This window comes from Actinomadura sp. SCN-SB (genome assembly GCF_043906805.1).
Taxonomy (GTDB): Bacteria; Actinomycetota; Actinomycetes; order Streptosporangiales; family Streptosporangiaceae; genus Spirillospora.
On record NZ_JBIMPP010000047.1, the window covers coordinates 12,662 to 32,775 of the forward strand.

At 71.6% G+C, this 20,114-nt stretch carries 22 protein-coding genes; 13 read left to right on the forward strand and 9 right to left on the reverse strand.

Annotated elements, in window-relative coordinates:
• Nucleotides 1-72: 72 nt before the first annotated feature.
• Entirely contained in the window at nt 73-393 is a 321-nt protein-coding gene (locus ACGWYJ_RS26240; protein ID WP_395108987.1) for a DUF3817 domain-containing protein, read from the reverse strand.
• Nucleotides 394-541: 148 nt separating this feature from the next.
• Here ACGWYJ_RS26240 and ACGWYJ_RS26245 point away from each other — a divergent pair, with 148 nt between their 5' ends.
• The gene (locus tag ACGWYJ_RS26245) at nt 542-1,204 is read left to right on the forward strand and encodes a DUF4230 domain-containing protein (RefSeq protein ID WP_395108988.1); all 663 of its coding nucleotides are present in this window, start codon (nt 542-544) and stop codon (nt 1,202-1,204) included.
• A gap of 35 nt (nt 1,205-1,239) precedes the next feature.
• Here ACGWYJ_RS26245 and ACGWYJ_RS26250 read toward each other — a convergent pair whose 3' ends face one another.
• On the reverse strand, nt 1,240-2,430 hold the full coding sequence (locus ACGWYJ_RS26250) for an acetyl-CoA C-acetyltransferase (RefSeq protein WP_395108989.1): 1,191 nt from the start codon (nt 2,428-2,430) through the stop codon (nt 1,240-1,242).
• A 178-nt stretch (nt 2,431-2,608) separates the two neighbouring features.
• Between ACGWYJ_RS26250 and mce the strand changes: the two genes are divergently transcribed.
• From mce to ACGWYJ_RS26265, 3 genes are all read left to right on the forward strand, one after another.
• On the forward strand, nt 2,609-3,049 hold the full coding sequence (gene mce, locus ACGWYJ_RS26255; protein WP_395108990.1) for a methylmalonyl-CoA epimerase: 441 nt from the start codon (nt 2,609-2,611) through the stop codon (nt 3,047-3,049).
• A 404-nt stretch (nt 3,050-3,453) separates the two neighbouring features.
• Nucleotides 3,454-4,809, forward strand: coding sequence for a DivIVA domain-containing protein (locus tag ACGWYJ_RS26260; protein ID WP_395108991.1), 1,356 nt, complete (start codon nt 3,454-3,456; stop codon nt 4,807-4,809).
• A 182-nt stretch (nt 4,810-4,991) separates the two neighbouring features.
• Nucleotides 4,992-6,386, forward strand: coding sequence for an AI-2E family transporter (locus ACGWYJ_RS26265; protein ID WP_395108992.1), 1,395 nt, complete (start codon nt 4,992-4,994; stop codon nt 6,384-6,386).
• 31 nt (nt 6,387-6,417) lie between these two features.
• Here the strand turns inward: ACGWYJ_RS26265 and ACGWYJ_RS26270 are convergent, their stop codons facing one another.
• The 4 genes from ACGWYJ_RS26270 to ACGWYJ_RS26285 all read right to left on the reverse strand — a co-directional run bounded on the left by ACGWYJ_RS26270 (nt 6,418) and on the right by ACGWYJ_RS26285 (nt 10,065).
• Complete coding sequence (locus ACGWYJ_RS26270; RefSeq protein ID WP_395108993.1) at nt 6,418-7,209, reverse strand: alpha/beta fold hydrolase; 792 nt, start codon at nt 7,207-7,209, stop codon at nt 6,418-6,420.
• Between the two features lie 146 nt (nt 7,210-7,355).
• Nucleotides 7,356-8,087: an alpha/beta hydrolase gene (locus ACGWYJ_RS26275; protein ID WP_395108994.1), complete on the reverse strand. Its 732-nt coding sequence runs from the start codon at nt 8,085-8,087 to the stop codon at nt 7,356-7,358.
• Nucleotides 8,088-8,116: 29 nt separating this feature from the next.
• A complete protein-coding gene (locus ACGWYJ_RS26280; protein ID WP_395108995.1) occupies nt 8,117-8,443 on the reverse strand; it encodes an ATP/GTP-binding protein in 327 nt (108 codons plus the stop codon).
• A 47-nt stretch (nt 8,444-8,490) separates the two neighbouring features.
• The gene (locus ACGWYJ_RS26285) at nt 8,491-10,065 is read right to left on the reverse strand and encodes a 3-hydroxybutyryl-CoA dehydrogenase (protein ID WP_395108996.1); all 1,575 of its coding nucleotides are present in this window, start codon (nt 10,063-10,065) and stop codon (nt 8,491-8,493) included.
• An 8-nt stretch (nt 10,066-10,073) separates the two neighbouring features.
• On the opposite strand from ACGWYJ_RS26285, the gene ACGWYJ_RS26290 reads away from it, so the two are divergent.
• Nucleotides 10,074-11,156 (forward strand): LLM class flavin-dependent oxidoreductase, encoded by a 1,083-nt coding sequence (locus tag ACGWYJ_RS26290; protein ID WP_395108997.1) that lies wholly within the window; start codon nt 10,074-10,076, stop codon nt 11,154-11,156.
• Between the two features lie 44 nt (nt 11,157-11,200).
• Here the strand turns inward: ACGWYJ_RS26290 and ACGWYJ_RS26295 are convergent, their stop codons facing one another.
• Nucleotides 11,201-11,587 (reverse strand): SCO5389 family protein, encoded by a 387-nt coding sequence (locus ACGWYJ_RS26295; protein ID WP_285695469.1) that lies wholly within the window; start codon nt 11,585-11,587, stop codon nt 11,201-11,203.
• A 171-nt stretch (nt 11,588-11,758) separates the two neighbouring features.
• Entirely contained in the window at nt 11,759-11,959 is a 201-nt protein-coding gene (locus tag ACGWYJ_RS26300) for a hypothetical protein (RefSeq protein ID WP_395108998.1), read from the reverse strand.
• Nucleotides 11,960-12,168: 209 nt separating this feature from the next.
• Here ACGWYJ_RS26300 and nucS point away from each other — a divergent pair, with 209 nt between their 5' ends.
• The 4 genes from nucS to ACGWYJ_RS26320 are packed head-to-tail and all read left to right on the forward strand — an operon-like array spanning nt 12,169 to nt 14,784.
• A complete protein-coding gene (nucS, locus tag ACGWYJ_RS26305) occupies nt 12,169-12,849 on the forward strand; it encodes an endonuclease NucS (protein ID WP_285695467.1) in 681 nt (226 codons plus the stop codon).
• 26 nt (nt 12,850-12,875) lie between these two features.
• Nucleotides 12,876-13,286, forward strand: a complete 411-nt coding sequence (locus ACGWYJ_RS26310; RefSeq protein WP_395108999.1) for a DUF3224 domain-containing protein — start codon at nt 12,876-12,878, stop codon at nt 13,284-13,286.
• Between the two features lie 42 nt (nt 13,287-13,328).
• Nucleotides 13,329-13,913 (forward strand): TetR/AcrR family transcriptional regulator, encoded by a 585-nt coding sequence (locus ACGWYJ_RS26315; RefSeq protein WP_395109000.1) that lies wholly within the window; start codon nt 13,329-13,331, stop codon nt 13,911-13,913.
• 55 nt (nt 13,914-13,968) lie between these two features.
• Nucleotides 13,969-14,784, forward strand: coding sequence for a site-2 protease family protein (locus ACGWYJ_RS26320; RefSeq protein WP_395109001.1), 816 nt, complete (start codon nt 13,969-13,971; stop codon nt 14,782-14,784).
• Between the two features lie 7 nt (nt 14,785-14,791).
• On the opposite strand, the gene ACGWYJ_RS26325 is transcribed toward ACGWYJ_RS26320, so the two are convergent.
• A complete protein-coding gene (locus ACGWYJ_RS26325) occupies nt 14,792-15,328 on the reverse strand; it encodes a PadR family transcriptional regulator (RefSeq protein WP_395109002.1) in 537 nt (178 codons plus the stop codon).
• Between the two features lie 103 nt (nt 15,329-15,431).
• Here ACGWYJ_RS26325 and ACGWYJ_RS26330 point away from each other — a divergent pair, with 103 nt between their 5' ends.
• From ACGWYJ_RS26330 to ACGWYJ_RS26345, 4 genes are all read left to right on the forward strand, one after another.
• Nucleotides 15,432-16,805: a carotenoid oxygenase family protein gene (locus ACGWYJ_RS26330; protein WP_395109003.1), complete on the forward strand. Its 1,374-nt coding sequence runs from the start codon at nt 15,432-15,434 to the stop codon at nt 16,803-16,805.
• Between the two features lie 95 nt (nt 16,806-16,900).
• Nucleotides 16,901-18,400 carry an aldehyde dehydrogenase family protein gene (locus ACGWYJ_RS26335; protein ID WP_395109004.1) on the forward strand — a complete coding sequence of 500 codons (1,500 nt, stop codon included), beginning with the start codon at nt 16,901-16,903 and terminating at the stop codon, nt 18,398-18,400.
• 54 nt (nt 18,401-18,454) lie between these two features.
• Nucleotides 18,455-19,081: a cob(I)yrinic acid a,c-diamide adenosyltransferase gene (locus ACGWYJ_RS26340; protein WP_395109005.1), complete on the forward strand. Its 627-nt coding sequence runs from the start codon at nt 18,455-18,457 to the stop codon at nt 19,079-19,081.
• Between the two features lie 180 nt (nt 19,082-19,261).
• On the forward strand, nt 19,262-20,110 hold the full coding sequence (locus ACGWYJ_RS26345; RefSeq protein ID WP_395109006.1) for a DUF4097 family beta strand repeat-containing protein: 849 nt from the start codon (nt 19,262-19,264) through the stop codon (nt 20,108-20,110).
• The last annotated feature ends 4 nt before the right edge of the window (nt 20,111-20,114 follow it).

Sequence of the window (20,114 nt, forward strand, 5' to 3'; positions counted from 1 at the left end):
AAGAGGGCGCGGGAGATGATCCCTGCATGGCCGCAGCAGGACCCCCCAGACCCGCCGCGGCCATGCAGAGCTTCAGGCCGTGGCCTCGTCGACCGCTCGGTCGACGGACCCGGCCGGCTTGACCCAGTAGCGCTCCACCAGGAACGGCGCCACCGGAAGCACGCCTGCGATCAATGCCGACACCGTGCGCCTCAGATCCCATCCCAGGGCCTCGCGCGCCGCGACCACCAGCACGACGTACGCCAGGAACAGAACCCCGTGGACGGGTCCTACCAGCGACACGCCCTGCGGGATGTCCGCTCCGTACTTGAGCGGCATCGCGATCAGCAGCAGTACGAGGAACGAGGTCGCCTCCCCGAGGGAGGCGTACCTGAGTGCTCGAACGGTGTCCACAGCACGTCAACGTACATGCACTCCCGGAGTGTTTCGGACATGCGTATGGCCCTGATCACACGTCTGCGCCCACATTCGCCCGCATTCGCTCACATCCGGAACCGCGAGGTAAGGTGACCGGCCCCCTCCGCCGGGAATGCCCCTCCGCATGGCACCTTCTGAGCGAAGCGGACGGCGGGGCTGGGGCGTCCTGGCGGCCGTCGTCGTCCTGACCGCCGCCGTGGTCCTGGCCGGGCAACAGGCGATGCGGATGCTCCCCGACTGGATCAACCCCTTCGAGGAGGAGACCAGGGACCGCAGCGGGCCCGTGGTGCTCCAGTCGATCCGCGACCTGGCCCGGTTCGAGGCGGCCTCCGGCAACTTCCAGGTGGTCGTGGACCTGGAGAAGGACGCCAAGTTCCTCCCGGACGCGATACGCGGCTCGCGCACCCTCTTCGTCGGCCACGGCTCGGTGGACGCCTATGTCGACTTCGCCAGGCTCGGCTCGGGAGCGGTGACCGTGAACGAGGACCGGACGGCCGCGACGGTACGGCTGCCGCGCGCACAACTGGAACCGACCACCCTCGACCCCAAGCGCAGCTACGTCTTCGCCACCGAGCGCGGCCTGATCAACCGCGCCGGTGACTTCTTCAGCGGCAACCCCGCCGATCAGCAGCAGCTCTACGTGCTGGCGGCCCAGAAGATCCAGGCGGCCGCCGCGCAGAGCGGGCTGCGCGAACGCGCCGACCAGAACACCAGGCTGATGCTCCAGAACATGCTCAAGGCGCTGGGCTTCACCACCGTGACCGTCCAGAACACCGCGTCCCAATAGGCGCGGTCGCGGCGGGCGAGCGCCCCGAGCCGGCCCTAGGCCGCAGGCACCCGGAGGATGAGGGCGTCCCCTTGCCCGCCTCCACCGCACAGGGCGGCGGCGCCGGTGCCGCCGCCACGGCGCTTCAGCTCGTAGGCCAGGTGCAGGGCGATGCGGGCGCCCGACATCCCGACCGGGTGGCCGAGGGCGATGGCGCCGCCGTTGACGTTGACCTTCTCGGGGCCGACGCCCAGGTCGCGCATCGACTGGATGCCCACGGCCGCGAACGCCTCGTTGATCTCGATGAGGTCCAAGCCGGCGACGTCCAGGCCCTCCTTGGCCAGGGCATGCCTGATCGCGTTGGACGGCTGGGACAGCAGCGAGTTGTCCGGCCCCGCGACGTTGCCGTGCGCGCCGATCTCCGCGATCCAGCCCAGCCCCAGCTCCTGCGCCTTGGCCTTGGACATCACCACGACCGCCGCGGCGCCGTCGGAGATCTGCGAGGACGACCCGGCGGTGATGGTCCCGTCCTCGCTGAACGCGGGGCGCAGCCGGCTCAGCGTCTCGGCGGTGGTGTCGCCGCGCACCCCCTCGTCGGCGGAGAAGATCACGGGCTCGCCGCGCCGCTGGGGGATCTCCACCGGGGCGATCTCCTCGTCGAAGACCCCGTTCTTGATGGCCTCGGCGGCGCGCTGGTGCGAGCGGGCGGCGAACTCGTCCTGCTCGGCCCGGCCGATCCCCACGCGGGCGCTGTGCCGCTCGGTGGACTCGCCCATGGACAGCCCGTCGAACGCGTCGGTGAGCGCGTCGTGCGCCATGTGGTCGAGGACCTCGATCGACCCGTACTTGTAGCCGCCTCGCGACCTGGGCATCAGGTGCGGGGCGCCGGTCATCGACTCCATGCCGCCGGCCACCACGATGTCGACCTCGCCGGCCCGGATGAGCTGGTCGGCCAGCGCGATGGCGTCCAGGCCCGACAGGCACACCTTGTTGATCGTGATCGAGGGGACGCTCATCGGGACGCCCGCCTTGACCGCGGCCTGCCGGGACGGGATCTGGCCCGCCCCCGCCTGAAGCACCTGACCCATGATCACGTACTGCACCGCGTCGCCGGGCACGCCCGCGCGCTCCAGCGCCGCGCGGATGGCGTGCGCGCCGAGGTCGACGGCGGTGAAGTCCTTCAGCGAGCCGAGCAGGCGGCCGATCGGCGTGCGCGCTCCGGCCACGATCACCGATCGCGTGGTCATGAGACCTCCTTCGTCCGCCTCATGGCCTGGGGTGCCGTGCTCATCGCTTCCCTCGCAAGCTCGGTCATCGTGGGGGGCCTCCACAAAGGTCCGGTGCAACGTTTGCCACGATACCCAGGACGACCGAGCCCGATTCCGGCCGCCCCGTCCCATTGGGGCACGTCTCGCGAGGAGCGCCATGCTGACCCGGATCGACCACATCGGCATCGCCTGCCATGACCTTGAGGCGACGGTGGACTTCTACCGGCGGACCTACGGCTTCACCGACGTCCATGTCGAGGTGAACGAGGAGCAGGGCGTCCGGGAGGCGATGCTGAAGATCAACTCGACGGGGGACGGCGCCGCCAGCTACCTCCAGCTCCTTCAGCCGATCCGGGACGACTCGCCGGTGGCGAAGTGGCTGGCCAAGAACGGCGAGGGGGTGCACCACATCGCGTTCGGCACCGACGGCGACGTGGCGGACGAGGCGGCGGGCATCGCCGGCAAGGGCGTGCGCGTCCTGTACGAGGAGCCGCGCCGGGGCTCGATGGGCTCGCGGATCAATTTCCTTCATCCGAAGGATTGCCACGGGGTGCTAACCGAACTCGTCCAGAAGGCGGGCGAGCGCCCGGAGGACTGAGCGCCCGGGATCGCCGTGAGGGCCGGTGGCCTCGTGGCCGGAGGGCGCCGGCGCCGGCCCGCGGGACCGATTCCGGCCGCGGGGTCGCGATCGTGACGTGATTGAGATCACCGTTCGTTCAATAGATCATCACGGGGTGTGATGGGGTAGTTCGTGGCAATTGAGGGTTTTTGGCGAGCCGCCTTCGGGCACGACGACACACCCGGGACAAGTTCGCAAGAACGACAAATCGCGTGGTGCATCCCGTTGAGCCCCCAACACGGCAGCTCGCGGAGTACGCTTCTTTCGCCGGAAGAGGTCTGGGGCCACATGCGCCCCGTGCCGTCGGGTGACCGGCCCGGCGGCCAGGCGATCAACCGGTCCCCGGAACCACCCGTAGCCCCGTCACATCAGGATTGAGCCACATGCAGTCCGACATCGACGCCCAGCTCAGCAACTTCTTTGAAGACACACCCCCACGCGAGTTCGACGTGGTGCTTCGCGGCTACGACCGGCACCAGGTCGACGAGCACATCAAACAACTCGACAACGAGGTCCGGCAGGCCCGCGAGTCGACCCAGGCCCTCCAGCGTGAGCTGTCGGACGCGCATCGGCAGCTCCAGGAGCAGGAGCGCCCCACCTACTCGGGTCTCGGCGCCCGTATCGAGCAGCTGCTGCGCCTCGCCGAGGAGCAGGCCACCGAGCTCGTCCAGGCCGCCAGGTCCGAGGCCAACGAGATCAAGGCCGCGGCCAAGGTCGACGCCGCCGAGCTGCGCGCGGCCACCGAGAACGAGGCCAGCGAGCTGCGCGCCAGCGCGCAGCGCGAGTGCGACGAGATGCGCAGCGCGGCCGAGCGCGAGGCCGAGGACGTGCGCACGTCCGCCCGGCGCGAGGCCGACGAGCTGACCTCCACCACCGAGCGCGAGGTCGCCAAGCTCCGCGCCACCGCCGACCACGAGGTGGCCGAGAAGCGCGCCGCCGCCGAGCGCGAGATCGCCAAGCTCCGTACCACCACCGAGCGCGAGGTCGCCCAGCTCCGCGCCTCCACCAAGCGCGAGCGCGACGAGATCCTCACCACCGCCAAGCGGCAGGCGGACGAGATGCGCGCCCAGGCCCAGCGCATCCTGGAGGAGAGCGAGGCCCAGCGCGCCCAGGCCGAGGCCGAGTTCGAGATCCAGCTCGCCGCCCGGCGCGAGGAGGCCGACCGGCAGGACGCCGAACGGCACGCCGCCGCCCAGCAGGCCACCCAGAAGCTGGTCGCCGAGGCCGAGCAGCGCGCCGCGTCCGCCGAGCAGCGCGCCGCCAAGGCCACCCAGCAGGCCGAGCAGACCCGGCGCGAGGCCGACTCGCACGCCAAGCAGCTCATGGCCAACGCGCGGAAGAACTCCGACAACGTCATCGCCGAGGCCAAGGCGCAGGCCGAGCAGCTGCTGGCCGAGACCAAGGCCGAGGCCGACCGGGTGCGCACCGCCGCCCAGCGTCAGGTGGACGAGCTCACCCGCCAGCGCGACAGCATCACCAGCCACCTCAACCAGCTGCGCCAGCTGATCGGCGGCGTGGCCCCGGCCATGGGCGGCGTGGACGAGCTGGCGCCCGTGCAGGAGAAGCCCGCGCTGTCGTCCCCCGAGCCCAAGCCCGCCCCCGCGGCGGCGCCCTCCCCCGGCCCGGCCAAGGCGGCCGCGGCGTCCGCTTCGGCGTCCGCTTCCAAGGCCTCGACGGCCACCAAGAACGCGCAGGCCAAGAAGGACGACGAGGACGACGAGGACTGGTGGCAGGAGTGAGCCCGCGGCGCCCGGTGTGAACCGGGACCGGGTGGTAGTCCCCGATCCGTCCCGTCAGCACGGCACGGCCGGCGAGAACGGCGGAACCTGAAAAGCCTAGAGGCGACGATCGCCTCTAGGCTTTTCAGTGTCCGAACGGTACGGGCCGGGACGGAACCCGGCGGCAGGGCGAGGAGGCTGGCGTGGCCGAGGAGACTCCCCAGACGGATAAGCCCACGCCTCCCGATGACACGGGCGACGAGGGAGCCGCCGCGGGCTCACCCGTCCCCACCCCCTCCCCGCCCTCAGACGACACGCCCGGCGACACGGCTGCCGACACACCCGGCGATACGCCCGATGACACGCCGGGCGAGGTGACAGAAGAGGTCGCCGGCACCGACACCGACACCGAACCGGAGTCCCCGAGCGACGACGACGGCGGGAGACTTCCCGTGAGGACGGTCCGGGGAAAGGTCGAGGCGAGCACCCCCGACCCGGCGCACGACATCGAGCAGCGCAAGCTCGAAGCGGGCGTGGACCACCGGTTCCCGTTCGGACGTCCCGGGCAGCCGCTGGGGACCTCGCATCCGTTCACGTTCGGGTTCATCGGCGCGCTCGGGGTGATCACGGCCTGGCTGCTGATCCGGGCGGCGGCGAGCGCCCAGTCGGTGATCGTCATGATCGTGGTGGCGATGTTCCTGGCGGTCGGGCTCAACCCGGCGGTGGAGCGGCTGAAGCGGCTCGGGCTGTCCCGCGGCTGGTCGGTGGCCGCGGTGTTCTTCCTCGTGATCCTGTTCTTCGCCGGGTTCGTGGCCTCGCTCGTCCCGCCGCTCACCGAGCAGATCACGGCGCTGACCCAGAACGTGCCCGAGTACGTGCAGCAGTTGCAGAACAACCCGAAGATCGCCGAGTGGGACCGGCGGTACCGGCTGCTGGAGCAGGTACAGAACAAGATCAGCGAGCCCGGGTTCCAGTCGATGCTGGCCGAGCGGGCCTACGAGGTGGGCCGGCAGGCGCTCAGCGGCACCTTCCAGACGATCACGGTCCTGATCCTGACGCTGTACTTCCTCAGCTCGCTGCCGCAGATCAAGACCTTCGCCTACCAACTGGTGCCGCGCTCGCGGCGCGCCAGGGTGGCGCTGCTGGGCGACGAGATCCTGGACCGGATCGGCGGGTACGTGGCCGGCCAGTTCACCATCGCGTTCATCGCGGGCGTCACCTCGTACGTGTTCCTGCAGATCCTCGGGGTCCCGTACGCGCTGGCGCTGGCGCTGATCGTGGCGGTGCTCGACCTGATCCCGCTGATCGGGGCGACCATCGGGGCCGTGATCGTGACGCTGGTGGCGTTCCTGACCGGGGTGCCCGAGGGCATCGCGAGCCTCGTCTTCTACATCGTCTACCAGCAGGTGGAGAACTATCTCGTCTATCCGCGGGTGATGAAGCGGACGGTGGACGTGCAGCCCGCGGTGACCGTGGTGGCGGCGCTGGTCGGCGCGGCGCTGTTCGGCGTGATCGGGGCGCTGCTGGCCATCCCCACCGCGGCGGCGATCTCCCTGGTGATCCGCGAGGTGCTGCTGCCGCGCCAGGAGTCGATCTAGCCGCCGCGCGCGGGCCGTTCCCGGGTACGGCCTATTTCGTGGCGCGGGCGAGGGCGGCGGCGAACTCGGCGACGGTCTGGTTGAACAGCTCGGGCTGCTCGACGGCGCACAGGTGCCCCGCGCGCGGGATGACCATCGGCTCGGCGTTGGGCATGGCCTCGGCCAGGGCGCGGGCGTCCTCCTCGGTGGCGAGGGCGTCCTCCGCGCCCACCATGACCAGTGTGGGGACCCGCAGCTCGCGCAGCGTCTCGGCCGTCTCGGCGCGGGCGGCCATGGCCCGCTGCGCCCAGGCGGCGGCACGCGCGGGGGTGGCCTGGATGAGGCCGCGCACCCGCCCGTACACCATGGCCCGCTGCCGCAACGTGGTGGGGCCGACCAGGTCGGGCAGCAGCTCGTCGACGAGGACGCCGACGTCGCCGTCGCGTTCGAGGATCTCGGCCTGCCGCAGCCGGGACCGCCGTACGGGCTCGGGGTCGCCGCCGGCCTTGGCGCCGGCCAGCACCAGGCCGAGGACGAGGTCGGGGTGACGCAGGCACAGCGCCATCGCGACGTGCCCGCCCATGGACAGGCCGCCGACGACCGCCCTGCCGATGCCCAGCCGCCGGAACAGCATGGCCACGTCGTCGGCCATGAGGTCGATGGACGGCTCGTCCGCGCCGAGCACGGAGCCGCCGAAGCCGCGCAGGTCCGGCGTGATCACGCGGAAGCGCCCGGCGAGGCCCTCGCGCTGCGCCAGCCACATGGCCGAGGACAGCGGGAAGGCGTGCAGAAGGACGAGTGGGGTGCCCGTGCCGAGGTCCCTCGCGTAGAGCCGCACGGTCATGTGGCGCCGTTCCTCCCCGCGTCGATGCCGCTCCGGTGCAACGCCTCCACCGGCCTCCGTCCTGGGCCCGTGAGGCCATCGTCGCCCCGGAGCGGGGCCGGACGGGAAGGTGTGGCCGCGATCGGCCGTCGCGGTTTTTCGACCGGTTAGTCCGCTTTCTGGGAGGGGCCGTCCCATTCGGTGGGCAGCGGCGCGGCGTCCGGGGCGACCCGCTTGACGATCTCGTTCAGCACGATCCGGACGTAGGGCTCGCCCACCCACAGGTGCTTGGCCCCGTCGACCGCGACCACCTCGGCCTGCGGGACACGCTTGAGCCGTTCCCTGGCCTCCGCCGGACGCAGGTAGTCGTCGAACTCGGGCACCAGCGCCACCAGCGGACGTCCGAACTCCGCCCAGGCGTCCAGGTCGGCGTCACCGGCGCGGCGCAGCGGCGGCGAGAGCAGCACCGCGCCCTCGACCAGCGGGTCGCGGCCCCACTTCAGGGCCAGCTCGGTGCCGAACGACCAGCCGAGCAGCCACGGGTGGGGCAGGTCGTGGAACTCGGCGTACTCCAGCGCCGCCGCGACGTCGAACCGCTCGGTCTCGCCCTCGCCGAACTCCCCCTGGCTGGTGCCGTGCGCCGAGGTCGTCCCGCGCGTGTTGAACCGCAGCACCGCGAGCCCGGCCAGCGCGGGCAGCCGGAAGGACGCCTTGCGCAGCACATGGCTGTCCATCATGCCCTCGGCGGTCGGCAGCGGATGCAGGCAGACCAGCGTGGCCACCGGCGGCCGGTCGGCGGGCAGCGCCAGCTCGCCGACCAGGTCGAGCCCGTCCGCGGTGTGCAGCGTGATCGCCTCGCGGCGGGCGGGCAGCACCGTGCTCGCGCGGATCTCCCCCATCACTCTCCTGCCTCAGAAGTCGGAAACGCTCAATAGCGCGGCGCGCCCCGTGACCGGAACGGGCGCGGTGCCCTCCGGTCGCGTGCCTGCCAGCAGGGACGGTGCCAGTGCCGGCGGTCGTCGGCTCCGCCGAGCCCGTCGGCGGGCCAGGCGACCACATGGCCCACGCCCGGCGGGATCTCCTGGTCGCATCCCGGGCAGCGGTACGGTTTGGTGGCGTTGGCCCCGGCGATCGTCCGGACGTTCCACTGTCCGTCCGGGCCCTCCTCCGTCCGCTGCGCCCACAGGGCACCGCCGGCGCCGCCACCCGTACGGGACGGGCCGGAGACGGCACGGCGGTTCTTGCGCGGGCTCATGACGTCCAGGATAGGAGGGTTGTGCGGGCGACCGTCCTCCGGCCGCCTCAGCGCAGCGGGCGTCCCATCGTGGCGCACTCCTGGAGCACCGGGACGGGAACGAGCGCCGGGTCGCCGGTCTCGGCGTGCATGCCGCGCAGGACGGCGACCGCGAGGCCGGCGCCGAGCCGGTCCAGGTCGGCGATCGGGCCCGTCGGGTAGCCGCAGCCCAGTGTCATCGCGGCGTCGATGTCGTCCGCTCCGGCATAGCCCGAGCCGAGCATGGCGGCGGCGTCGTTGAGGTACGGGAAGCGCAGCGCGTCCACGATGAACCCGGCCCGGCCGCCGCAGCGCACCGGCGTGAGGCCGAGCGAGGAGATCAGGGCGGCGGCGCGATCCGCGACGCCGGCGCCGCAGGCGTCCGTGGTCGCGATCTCGACGAGCGCGCGGTCCGGCTCCGGCAGGTGCAGGCCCACCACGTCCTCGGGACGGCCGGTGGCCATCGCCTGCCGCAGGATCGGCACCGCGGGATCGGTCACGGCCAGGATCGCGCCGGTCCGCGCCGCCTCGGCCGCGGCCAGCTGGTCCTCGACGGTGGCGCCGGGGGCGAAGATGATCAGGTCGCAGGCGGTGAGGTCGCCCACCTCCGCGCCGTCCGCCAGGAAGCGGCACGCCTTGTCGGCCTTGCCGATGACGGCCTCGAAGCCTTCCCCGACGACGCCGACCGACGGCTTGCCCGGCTTCTCCGGCGACGGCTCCGCCTTCTCCTTGTCCTGCCCGTCCCCGCCGTGGGTGTAGAAGCCGCGGCCGGTCTTGCGTCCCAGCAGGCCCGCCCTGACCAGCTCGGACAGGACGGGGGACGGCGCGTGGCGCCGGTCCCGTGTCTCGGCGTGGATCGCCTCCAGGACGCCGAGGCAGGTGTCGAGCCCGATCAGGTCCATGAGGGTGAACGGCCCCATCGGCAGCCCGGCCCCGGCCGTCATCGCGGTGTCGATGTCGTCACGGGTGGCGTGCCCGGACTCCAGCATCCCGGCCGCCTGGTTGAGGTAGCCGAACAGCAGCCGGTTGGCGACGAACCCGGCCCGGTCGCCGATGGTCACGGGGGTCTTGCCGAGCGCCCGCACCAGCTCCTCGACCCGCCGGACCGCGTCAGGGCCGGTCAGCACGGTCCGGATGACCTCGACCAGCCGCATCACCGGCGCGGGGTTGAAGAAGTGCACGCCCACGACCTGGGCGGGACGCCGGGTGGAGGCGGCGATCTCGGTCACCGGCAGCGAGGAGGTGTTGGTGGCCAGCACCGTGTCGGCCCGGCACACCTCGTCGAGCCTGGCGAACACGCCGCGCTTGAGGTCCAGCACCTCGGGCACCGCCTCGATCACCAGGTCGCAGGAGCCCAGATCGGCGAAGTCGGTGGAGAGCGCCACCCGCCCGAGGAGCTCCCTCTGGGCCTCCTCGGTCAGCCTGCCGCGCCGGACGGCCCGTCCCGTCGAGCTCTCCAGATGCCCGCGGCCGCGTTCCAGCGCGCCCGCGTCGACCTCGATCCCGACCACGTCCAGGCCACCGCGGGCCAGCACCTCGGCGATCCCCGCGCCCATCGTGCCCAGTCCCACGACCCCGACCTTGCTGAACGACCCAGTGCTCATGAACGGCAGTGTCGCAGAGCGCCGTCGCGGCCCCGAGACCGGGTGTGGGCGGCGTCCCGATCCTGGTAGTACGGGATGGTGCGTGTAGGAATCTTCCTGCTCGCGGCCCGTTTCCCGGCCAGGACGACCGGGCCGCCCTCGCCCGTACCGTCGCGGCGGCGCTCGCCGCCGAACGCGCCGGGTTCGACGACGTGTGGGTGGCCGAGCATCACTTCATGTCGTACGGGGTCGTCCCGTCCGCCATCACGCTCGCGGGTCACCTGCTCGGGCTGACCCGGCGCGTCGAGGTCGGCACGGCGGTCAGCGTGCTGTCGAGCCGCCATCCGGTGGCGCTCGCCGAGGAGGCGGCGCTGCTCCGGCTGGTGTCCGGCGGCCGGTTCCGGCTCGGTGTCGGACGCGGCGGGCCCTGGCGCGAACTGGAGGTCTTCGGCACCGGGACGGCCCGCTACGAGCGGGGTCTCGCCGAGTCGCTCGACCTGCTGCTGTCCTGGCTGGACGGGAGGGACCGCCTCGGCTGGCACGGCGAGTTCTTCCGCTTCCGCGACGTGCCGGTCGTGCCGCGCCTCGAAGCCCCGCCGCCGGCCGTCGTGGCGTGCACCTCGCCGTCCACCGAGCGGCTGGCCGCCGCGCGCGGGCTGCCGATGCTGCTGGGCATGCACGTCGGGGACGAGGAGAAGGCCGCCGCCATCGCACGTTACGAGGCGGCGGGCGGCCCACCCGGCGCTCCGCACGTCTCGGCGCACCTGGCCCAGGTGGCCGGCGGCCGCGACGAAGCCGTGGACCTTCTGCGACGCGAGATGCCGCGCTGGCTGGGCCCAGGACTGGACGGCTACGTCCCCGTGGACGACCGTCCCCGGCCGCAACGCGACCCGGCCGCCTACACGCGGCACCTGTGCCGCCTGCACCCGGTCGGATCGCCCGCCGACTGCGCCGGCACGATGGTCGAAACGGTGCGGCGCACGGGCATCCGGCACCTGATCCTGCTGGTGGAGGCGTCGGGGTCGGACGCGGCCACGCTGCGCAACATCGACCGCCTGGGCCGCGAGGTGCTGCCCGCCGTCCGGGCGGCCGCCGCGGACGGGGAACGGTGAGGTGGCCGGGCCGCGACCGGCCCGGCCACCTCCTCAGGGCGCGTTCAGCAGTCGCGCAGTTCGGGAGACTGGTTGAGGATCTGCTCGCGGGCGGTCACGAAATTGCGGTACGCCGCCGAGTACCCGTCCGGGAACACCGCGACCCGGTGACAGTTCTGGAACGCGAGCTTCACACCGAAGTACCGCTCCAGCGAGCCGCGCATCGCGTCGCTCGCCAGCACCCGCAGCAACTGGCCGCGGGACTGCTCGTCGGGCGGCGGCGTCAGGTTGTCGGCGAAGTCGCCGCCGTCCACCTGCAGCCGGGCCACCAGCCCGCTGATCATTTCCCAGGCATAGGGGAGGGAGGTGCGGATGCACTCGACGAACGCGTCGTCGTCGACCTCTCCCCGGTGCGCCGTCTCGAGGAGTTCGGGGGTCACGTCGAGGGACATGGGCCGGGGTTCCTTTCACCGGATCCGAGGGGCGTTGACCATCCACCACCGGTGACGCTAACCAGCCGTCCCAGAGAATTCCAGAGCCCTGTCAGACGGAAAGGCCGGACGCGGTCCCCTGGGGGTCCGCGTCCGGCCCTCTCGCCGGCCTCGACGGCCTGTGCCGCGGCCTCACCGGCCCGTGGCGCCGGCCGCGCCGTGCGCGTGGGAACGCCGGTACGGGCGGCGTACCGGGACCTGCCGCGCGGCCTCCTCGGCCCAGAACCTCCGGGCCCTCCGGGAGACGCGGCCGTCCCGCTCGCTCTGCGCGCTGGCTCGCAGGTCGCGGGAGCGCTCCCGCATCATCGACGCCAGGATGTCGTTGTGGAACATGGCCCCTCCTCGGATCCCGGGCCCCTCTGGCCCGACATCTTCAAGGTTCGTCCTAAGGCGGCCACCCCCACATCGGGACTAAGCCTTATCTGGTGCGCCCGGAACGCCTTAGACGAGCCCCCTCCGCCTAGGACGCCTTAGGCCGCGTCCTACGCCTCATCCCCCGAGCGCGACGCAAGCGCGCGCGGCCGTCACTAAGGTGGAGCCTCGTGCGTCTCGTAATCGCCCGTTGCAGCGTGGACTACGCCGGCAAGCTGACCGCCCACCTCCCCATGGCGCTGAGGCTCGTCCTGATCAAGGCGGACGGCAGCGTCAGCATCCATGCGGACGACCGCGCCTACAAGCCGCTCAACTGGATGAACCCGCCCTGCAAGCTGCGCGAGGAGCCCCTGGACGAGGACGGGGCCATCGCCCGCTGGACGGTCACCCACGCCAAGTCGGGCGAGCGGCTGATCCTCACCATCAACGAGATCGTCCACGACTCCAGCCACGACCTGGGCGTGGACCCGGGCCTGGTCAAGGACGGCGTGGAGGCGCACCTCCAGGAGCTGCTGGCCGAGCACATCACCACGCTGGGCGAGGGCTACACGCTGATCCGCCGCGAGTACCCCACCGCCATCGGCCCGGTGGACATCCTGTGCCGGGACGCCGACCAGACCACGGTCGCCGTCGAGATCAAGCGCCGTGGCGAGATCGACGGCGTCGAGCAGCTCACCCGCTACCTGGAACTGCTCAACCGCGACCCCCGCCTGGCCCCCGTACGCGGCATCTTCGCCGCGCAGGAGATCCGCCCCCAGGCCCGCGTCCTGGCCACCGACCGAGGCATCGGCTGCGTCACCCTCGACTACGACGCCCTGCGGGGCATCGAACACGAGGGCACCCTCTTCTGAGCCGGCGAGTGCGGCATGATGGCGGCATGACGAGCCATGCCACCGGGACCTTCGACCTCGACTCGTGGGACGCCGAGAAGCCGTTCCACGAAGGCGCCGGCACCAAGCAGACCCGGGTCCGGGTGGGCAAGACCTTCCACGGCGACCTGGTGGGCACCAGCGTCACCGAGCTGATCACGGTCGAGAGCGCGGAGGGCGGGCCGCTCGCGTACGTGGGCATCGAGACCGTCCACGGCATCCTGCACGGGCGCGAGGGCACGTTCGTGCTCCAGCACAGCGCGGGCAGCGACGACGGAACCCCCGCGACCCAGTGGCTGCGCTGGCTGATCGTCACGGGCTCGGGCACCGGCGAGCTGACCGGCATCCGCGGCGAGGGGCGGATCGTCGTCGGCGCGGACGGCACGCACTCCTGGAGTCTCGACTACACCCTCGGCTGACGGCGTGCCGAACGACCGGCGCGAATCGATAATCTGCGGGGTATGCCCCCGGCGACGACCGACACCACCCGCGAGCGGATCATCGACGCGGCCGAGGTGTGCTTCGCCCGTTTCGGCGTGGCCAAGACCACGGTGGAGGACATCGCGGCGGAGGCGCGGCTGTCGCGGGCGACGGTGTACCGGAGCGTCACCGGCGGCCGGGACGAGCTGATCCTCGCGGTGGTGCTGCGCGACCTGCGCCGCTTCCTCGACCGGCTCGCCGAGCGGCTGCGCGCGCAACGCTCCGTCCGGGACGCGGTCGTGGAGGGCACGCTGGACGCGGTCGCCTACGTCCGGGAGCGTCCCGCGATCGCGGCGTTCCTGGTGCCGGAGGCGGCCGGGCACATGCAGGCGGCGGTGGCGCAGTCCGCCGAGCGCGTCCTGGCGACCTGCCGCGACTACGTCCGCCCGCACTTCGACGCCGCGCAGCGCCGCGGCGTCCTGCGAGCGGAGATCGACGTGGAGGGGACGGTGGAGTTCCTGTTCCGGATGATCACATCACTGATCGTCATGGACCGCGACCGGGACCCCGCCGAACTCCGGCATTTCCTGCACACCTATGTGGTGCCGGTCATAGCGGCGCCCTGAGGCGCGGACAGGACCGGCACCATGAGCGATGACACGGATGGGAAGAGGAACGCGGATGGGCACGGTACATCACATGCGGGGGCGCTCCTCGATCCAGCCGAGTCCGGTGTTCATGGGGATCGCGGTCCTCACGGTGCTCGCCGGGTTGATCGCCTGGCGGTACGGCGACATCCCGGACCGGCCGGCGCGCGTCGCGTTGTTCGCGTTCGTGCTGGGCGCCTGGGTGGTGTCGCTGTGCCTGCATGAGTTCGGTCACGCCTACTTCGCGTTCCGTTCGGGCGACCACAGCGTCGCGACCCGCGGCTACCTCACGCTGAACCCGGCGAAGTACGCCGACCCGATCATGAGCTTCGGGCTTCCGGTGCTGTTCATCCTGCTCGGCGGCATCGGCCTGCCGGGCGGCGCGGTGTGGATCGACCGCGGCTCGATCCCCGGGCGGATCAGGCACAGCCTGGTGTCGGCGGCGGGTCCCCTGGCCAACGCGCTGTTCGCGGTCGTGCTCGGTGTGCTGTTCGCCAACTTCGCCGACGCCGAGCACGCGGTGTTCTGGGCGGGCGTGGCGTTCCTGGCCTTCCTCCAGGTGACGGCAACGGTCCTCAACCTGCTGCCGATCCCGGGACTGGACGGCTTCGGGATCTGGGAGCCGTACCTGCCGCGCGCCTGGGTGCACAAGGCCAACCAGTACGGCGGTTACGTCTTCCTGCTGCTGCTCGCCATGCTCTGGCTGATCGAGCCGGTGAACCGGGCCTTCTTCGATGTCACGCTGGGCATCTCCGGGGCGCTCGGCTTGAACGAGTTCCCCTTCGCGGAGGGCTGGCCGCTCAACCCCATCGAGCTTGGCCTGAGCTGGTTCCGCTTCTGGATCGACTGACCCCCCGTCAGGTGGTCTCGCGGAAGCGGGCCTCCAGTTGCGTGAGGGCCCATTGGGCCCAGTCGCGGCGCATGGCCATGTAGCGCTGGCCGAACTCCAGGGCGATACGGCCGAATTCGGCCATGGTGTCCTGCGTCCAGTCCAGGCTGTGCTCCAGGTCGATCAGCTCGTCGTACCCCGCGGCGGCGTCGTCGGCCTCCCTGCGCAGGTAGTCGCGCGCCTGGTCGTGCGGGATCGAGCCCAGGAAGAAGACGCGGAGCAGGGCCTCGTCCCGGGTGACGCGGCGGGGCGGTGTGCCGGTGAGCCAGCGGCGCAGCTCGTCGCGGCCGGCCTCGGTGGGGGCGTACTCCTTGCGGCCCCGCGGGCCTTCCGAGGCGACCTCGATGAGCCCGTCGGCGGCGAGCTTGCCCAGTTCTCCGTAGATCTGGCTCTGGGTGGCCTGCCAGACGTGCGCGAGCGAGATCTCGAAGATCTTGAGCAGGTCGTACCCGCTGCAGCCGGGCGCCTGGACGATCAGGCCCAGTACCGCGTGTCGAAGGCTCATGCGGAGGATCCTATCTATCGATCTTGACATATCACTTTTGGAAGGTTTACTTTCGACCTGTCGATAGTGGAATGTCCTCCTTCCACACTTAGAGGAGCCCATCATGAGTGAGCAGACCGGCGCCCGCCGCGCATGGCTGGAGGGTCCGCTGGCCCCCGTCCCGGACGAGATGGACGCCGTGGACCTACCGGTCACCGGCACCCTTCCGGACGAGCTGACGGGACGCTACTTCCGCAACGGGCCGAATCCGGCCCCGGGCGAGGTGACCGACCACTGGTTCTCGGGACACGGCATGGTCCACGGCATCCGGCTCAGGAACGGCCGCGCCGAGTGGTACCGCAACCGCTGGGTCCGCACCGCCAAGCTGACCGACGACGCCGTGTTCGTCCGGCCCGACCTGACCTTCGACCGCACCGCGGTCTCGGCCAACACGCACGTCGTCCCGCACAACGACCGGATCTACGCGCTGGTGGAGGTCGGGTTCCCCTACGAGCTGACGCCCGAGCTGGACACCGTGGGCCCCTGCGACTTCGGCGGGCGGCTGACCACCGCGATGACCGCCCACCCCAAGGAGGACCCGCGCACCGGCGACCTGCTGTTCTTCGGCTACGGCTTCCTCCCGCCCTACCTCACCTACCACCGGCTGTCGGCGGACGGCGAGCTGGTGGAGAGCCGCGAGGTGGAGGTGCCGCGCTCGACGATGATGCACGACTTCGCGATCACCGAGAACCACGTGGTGTGGCTGGACCTGCCGATGGTGTTCGACGTCGGGCTGGCCCTCCAGGGCCGGATGCCCTACAGCTGGGACGACGGCTACGGCTACCGGCTGGGCGTGATGCCGCGCGACCCGTCCGCCGGCACGACCGTCACCTGGTTCGACATCGACCCGTGCTTCATCTTCCATGTGGGCAACGCGCACGAGGACGCGGAGGGCCGCGTGGTGCTCGACGCCGCCCGCTACAGCCCCCGCGACTTCGCCAGGCTCTGGTCGGCCATCGGCGGGCTGCCCATGGCCGAGGCGGTGACGGCCGCCGCGGTGACCGGCGACGCCCGCATGCACCGCTGGACGCTCGACCCCGCGACCGGCAAGTGCGTCGAGGAGCCGCTGGACGACAGGGGCGTGGAGTTCCCCACCCATGACGAGGCCCGCACCGGGCTGGAGCACCGCTACCTGTACGCGGCGTCCCGTGACTCGATCGTGAAGTACGACGTGCGCACCGGTTCCACGACGGCGCACACGCCCGGCCCCGGCCTCGTCCCCGGCGAGGCCGCCTTCGTTCCGGCCTCGGGGGCTCGGAACGAGGACGAGGGCTGGCTGCTGTCGATCGTCTCGGACGTGGCGGGAACCGGGTCGGAACTGCTCGTCCTGGACGCGTCGGACCTGTCCCCCACCGCCTCGGTGCGGCTGCCGCGCCGGGTCCCGGCGGGCTTCCACGGAAGCTGGATCCCCGATCCGGCGGACACGCCCGGCGCCTAGCCCGATTATTCGGCCCCCGGTCCAATAACGTGCTCTACTTGTCGGTACGGTTACCGTGCAAGCAGGCGCTTACCGAGCCCGACCGGGAGGGTCCCATGTCCGTGGCCACCGAGAGCCCCACGTTCGCATCCCTCAACCCGGCCACCGGAGAGGTCGTCGCCGAACACCCCGTCCACGATCCCGCCGCGGTGGCGCAGGCCCTGCGGCAGGCGCGGCCGGCGGCGGGCTGGTGGCGCGCCCTCGGCTGGAAGGAACGGCGGCTGCGGCTGCTCGGCGTCAAGAGCGCGCTGGCCCGCGACCTGAACGGGATGGCCGAGCTCATCCACCAGGAGACCGGCAAGCCGGTGCAGGACGCCCAGCTCGAGACGGTCATGGCGATCACCCATCTCGACTGGGCCGCCCGCAACGCCCGCAAGGTGCTCGGCCCCCGCGGCGTGTTCCCCGGCGTGGCCTCGCTCAACCAGAAGGCCGTCCTGGAGTACCAGCCGCTCGGCGTGGTCGGCGTGATCGGCCCCTGGAACTACCCGATCTTCACCCCGATGGGCTCGATCGCCTACGCGCTGGCGGCCGGGAACGCCGTGGTGTTCAAGCCGTCCGAGTACACCCCGGGCGTCGGGGTCCGCCTCGCCGAGCTGGTCGCCGAGGTCGTCCCCGAGCAGCCCGTGCTCCAGGTCGTCACCGGGCTCGGCGAGACCGGCGCCGCGCTGGCGTCCTCCCCGGACGTCGACAAGATCGCCTTCACCGGCTCGGCCCGCACCGCCAAGAAGGTGATGGCGGCCTGCGCGGAGAACCTGACCCCGATCGTCGCCGAGTGCGGCGGCAAGGACGCCTGCATCGTCGACGCCGACGCCGACCTGGACGCCGCCGCCGACGCGGCGCTGTGGGGCGCGATGTCCAACGCCGGGCAGACCTGCATCGGCGTCGAGCGGATCTACGTGGTGGACACGGCGTACGACGCGTTCCTGTCCGCCCTCACCGAGAAGGCCCGCGCCCTGCGTCCCGGCTTCGACGACGACAGCGCGTACGGCCCGATCACCATGCCCGGCCAGCTCGACGTCATCGAACGCCACATCAAGGACGCCCTCGACAAGGGCGGCACGGCGGTGGTCGGCGGCCCCGAGTCCGTCCGCGAGCCCTATGTCGAGCCGGTGGTGCTGACCGGCGTCCCGGACGACTCCGCCGCCGTGTGCGAGGAGACCTTCGGGCCCACCATCACCGTCCACAAGGTCAAGGACCTGGAGGAGGCCCTGGAGAAGGCCAACCGCACCGGCTACGGCCTGGCCGGGACGATCTTCTCGAAGAACAAGGCCCGCGCCATGGACCTGGCCCGCCGGATGCGTTCCGGCATGACCTCCATCAACGCCTTCGCCGCCTACGCCACCGTCGCGGCCCTGCCGTTCGGCGGCGTCGGCGAGTCGGGCTTCGGACGCATCCACGGCGCCGACGGCCTGCGCGAGTTCACGCGCCCCAAGGCCATCACCCGCACCCGGTTCACCCTGCCGATGAACCTCACCTCGTTCGGCCGTACCGACAAGGACATGGCCCGCGTCATCCAGATGGTCAACCTGCTGCACGCCAGGCGGCCCAAGCGCTGACCGCCGCCCGACCCCCGGGACCGGCCGGGCCGGTCCCGGGCTAGGGTGACGGGCATGGCGAAGAACAGGGAGACCCCGGTCGTGCTGTCGCGCATCTACACCCGTACCGGGGACGACGGGACGACCGCTCTGGGCGACATGTCCCGTACCGCCAAGACCGATCCCCGGCTGGCGGCCTACGCCGACACCGAGGAGGCCAACGCCGCGATCGGCGCCGCGATCGCGATGGGCTCCCTGCCCGAACCGGTGACCAGGCTGCTGACCCGCGTCCAGAACGAGCTCTTCGACGTCGGCGCCGACCTGTCCACGCCCGTGGTGCCCAACCCCAAGTACTCGGTGCTGCGCGTGGACGCCTCCTACATCGAGCGCCTGGAGGCCGACTGCGACGCCCATAACGAAGGGCTCCCCCCGCTGCGCAGCTTCATCCTCCCCGGTGGGACGCCCGGAGCGGCGCTCCTGCACATCGCCCGTACGGTGACGCGGCGCGCGGAACGGTCGGCCTGGGCGGCGATCGAGGCGCACGGGGCCGCCCCCATCGGCGACGAGGACGCCGTGGAGGGCGGGATCAACCCCCTCACCGTCCGCTACCTCAACCGGCTCTCCGACCTGCTGTTCATCCTGTGCCGGGCCGCCAACGCCGGGCACGGCGACATCCTCTGGAAACCCGGCGGCGAGCGCTGACCCGTTGCCCCTCAACCGCCGCGATCGCCTACGAGGGCGGTCAACGCCCGGCGCCAAGGGCCGCGCAATGGGCAAGTGGGGTTAACCCCACCCTGTGGACGCTGGCCCTCCACCTGTCCGGCGTCTCATCCACCTGTGAAGCTGGAAGCGTAACGGGGACGGCCGATCGCAGGAGACGACGTGAAGACCCAGAGGGGCTTGGCAGTGACGGCCGCGGCGGTGGCGCTCGCGGCGACGGCGATGACGGGGTGCAGCGTTGACTTCAACGCCGGGATCCGTCACGAGACGAAGTCCTACGACATTCCCGGCTCCTTCCCCGCGCTCGCGATCCGCGGGCACTCCGGCCGGCTGGAGGTCATCGGCACCGACCGGTCCGGCATCCGCGTGGTGGAGCGGCTGAGCTGGAGCAACAAGAAGAACAAGCCGAAGACCCAGCGCACCGTGCGGAACGGCTCGCTGAACCTCGACAGCGACTGCAAGCCCGGCGGGATCGGTTTCACCGCGTGCGGGGCGGACTTCCGCGTCGAGGTCCCCCGCGAGACCGCGGTCAGGCTGACCGCGGACTCGGGCTCGGTCGAGGTCACCGGGCTGACCGGCGACTCGCTCGCGCTCACCACCGACTCCGGCTCGATCAAGGCCAAGGGGATTCGTACCAAGACGCTCACCGCGACCGCCGAGTCAGGGCAGATCGTCCTGGACGGGCGCGCCGACACGGTGACGCTGCGGGCCGACAGCGGGAGGATCAAGGCGTCCGGGCTGGACGCCAAGAAGGTCACCACCCGCAGCGAGTCCGGCATGGTCTCGCTCGCCCTGACCACCGTGCCCGACAACGTCGACGTGCGGGTGGACTCGGGCATGGTGAAGGTCGTCCTGCCACAGGCCGACCCCGGTTACAACCTCGACCTCACCAGCGAGTCCGGCCACCAGTCCATCGACTCGGCCCTGCGCAGGGACAACCGCTCGCCGCACCACGTCAAGGTCCGCACCGAATCGGGGATGATCTCCATCGACGCGGCCGGCGCGGCCTGACCCG

Bases quoted from the DNA above. Each gene is read 5' to 3' on its own strand.
- ACGWYJ_RS26245 (WP_395108988.1), top strand. From the start codon at position 542: ATGGCACCTTCTGAGCGAAGCGGACGGCGGGGCTGGGGCGTCCTGGCG.
- ACGWYJ_RS26250 (WP_395108989.1), bottom strand. From the start codon at position 2,430: ATGACCACGCGATCGGTGATCGTGGCCGGAGCGCGCACGCCGATCGGC.
- mce (WP_395108990.1), top strand. From the start codon at position 2,609: ATGCTGACCCGGATCGACCACATCGGCATCGCCTGCCATGACCTTGAG.
- ACGWYJ_RS26260 (WP_395108991.1), top strand. From the start codon at position 3,454: ATGCAGTCCGACATCGACGCCCAGCTCAGCAACTTCTTTGAAGACACA.
- ACGWYJ_RS26270 (WP_395108993.1), bottom strand. From the start codon at position 7,209: ATGACCGTGCGGCTCTACGCGAGGGACCTCGGCACGGGCACCCCACTC.
- ACGWYJ_RS26275 (WP_395108994.1), bottom strand. From the start codon at position 8,087: ATGGGGGAGATCCGCGCGAGCACGGTGCTGCCCGCCCGCCGCGAGGCG.
- ACGWYJ_RS26280 (WP_395108995.1), bottom strand. From the start codon at position 8,443: ATGAGCCCGCGCAAGAACCGCCGTGCCGTCTCCGGCCCGTCCCGTACG.
- ACGWYJ_RS26285 (WP_395108996.1), bottom strand. From the start codon at position 10,065: ATGAGCACTGGGTCGTTCAGCAAGGTCGGGGTCGTGGGACTGGGCACG.
- ACGWYJ_RS26295 (WP_285695469.1), bottom strand. From the start codon at position 11,587: ATGTCCCTCGACGTGACCCCCGAACTCCTCGAGACGGCGCACCGGGGA.
- ACGWYJ_RS26300 (WP_395108998.1), bottom strand. From the start codon at position 11,959: ATGTTCCACAACGACATCCTGGCGTCGATGATGCGGGAGCGCTCCCGC.
- ACGWYJ_RS26310 (WP_395108999.1), top strand. From the start codon at position 12,876: ATGACGAGCCATGCCACCGGGACCTTCGACCTCGACTCGTGGGACGCC.
- ACGWYJ_RS26315 (WP_395109000.1), top strand. From the start codon at position 13,329: ATGCCCCCGGCGACGACCGACACCACCCGCGAGCGGATCATCGACGCG.
- ACGWYJ_RS26320 (WP_395109001.1), top strand. From the start codon at position 13,969: ATGGGCACGGTACATCACATGCGGGGGCGCTCCTCGATCCAGCCGAGT.
- ACGWYJ_RS26325 (WP_395109002.1), bottom strand. From the start codon at position 15,328: ATGAGCCTTCGACACGCGGTACTGGGCCTGATCGTCCAGGCGCCCGGC.
- ACGWYJ_RS26330 (WP_395109003.1), top strand. From the start codon at position 15,432: ATGAGTGAGCAGACCGGCGCCCGCCGCGCATGGCTGGAGGGTCCGCTG.
- ACGWYJ_RS26335 (WP_395109004.1), top strand. From the start codon at position 16,901: ATGTCCGTGGCCACCGAGAGCCCCACGTTCGCATCCCTCAACCCGGCC.
- ACGWYJ_RS26340 (WP_395109005.1), top strand. From the start codon at position 18,455: ATGGCGAAGAACAGGGAGACCCCGGTCGTGCTGTCGCGCATCTACACC.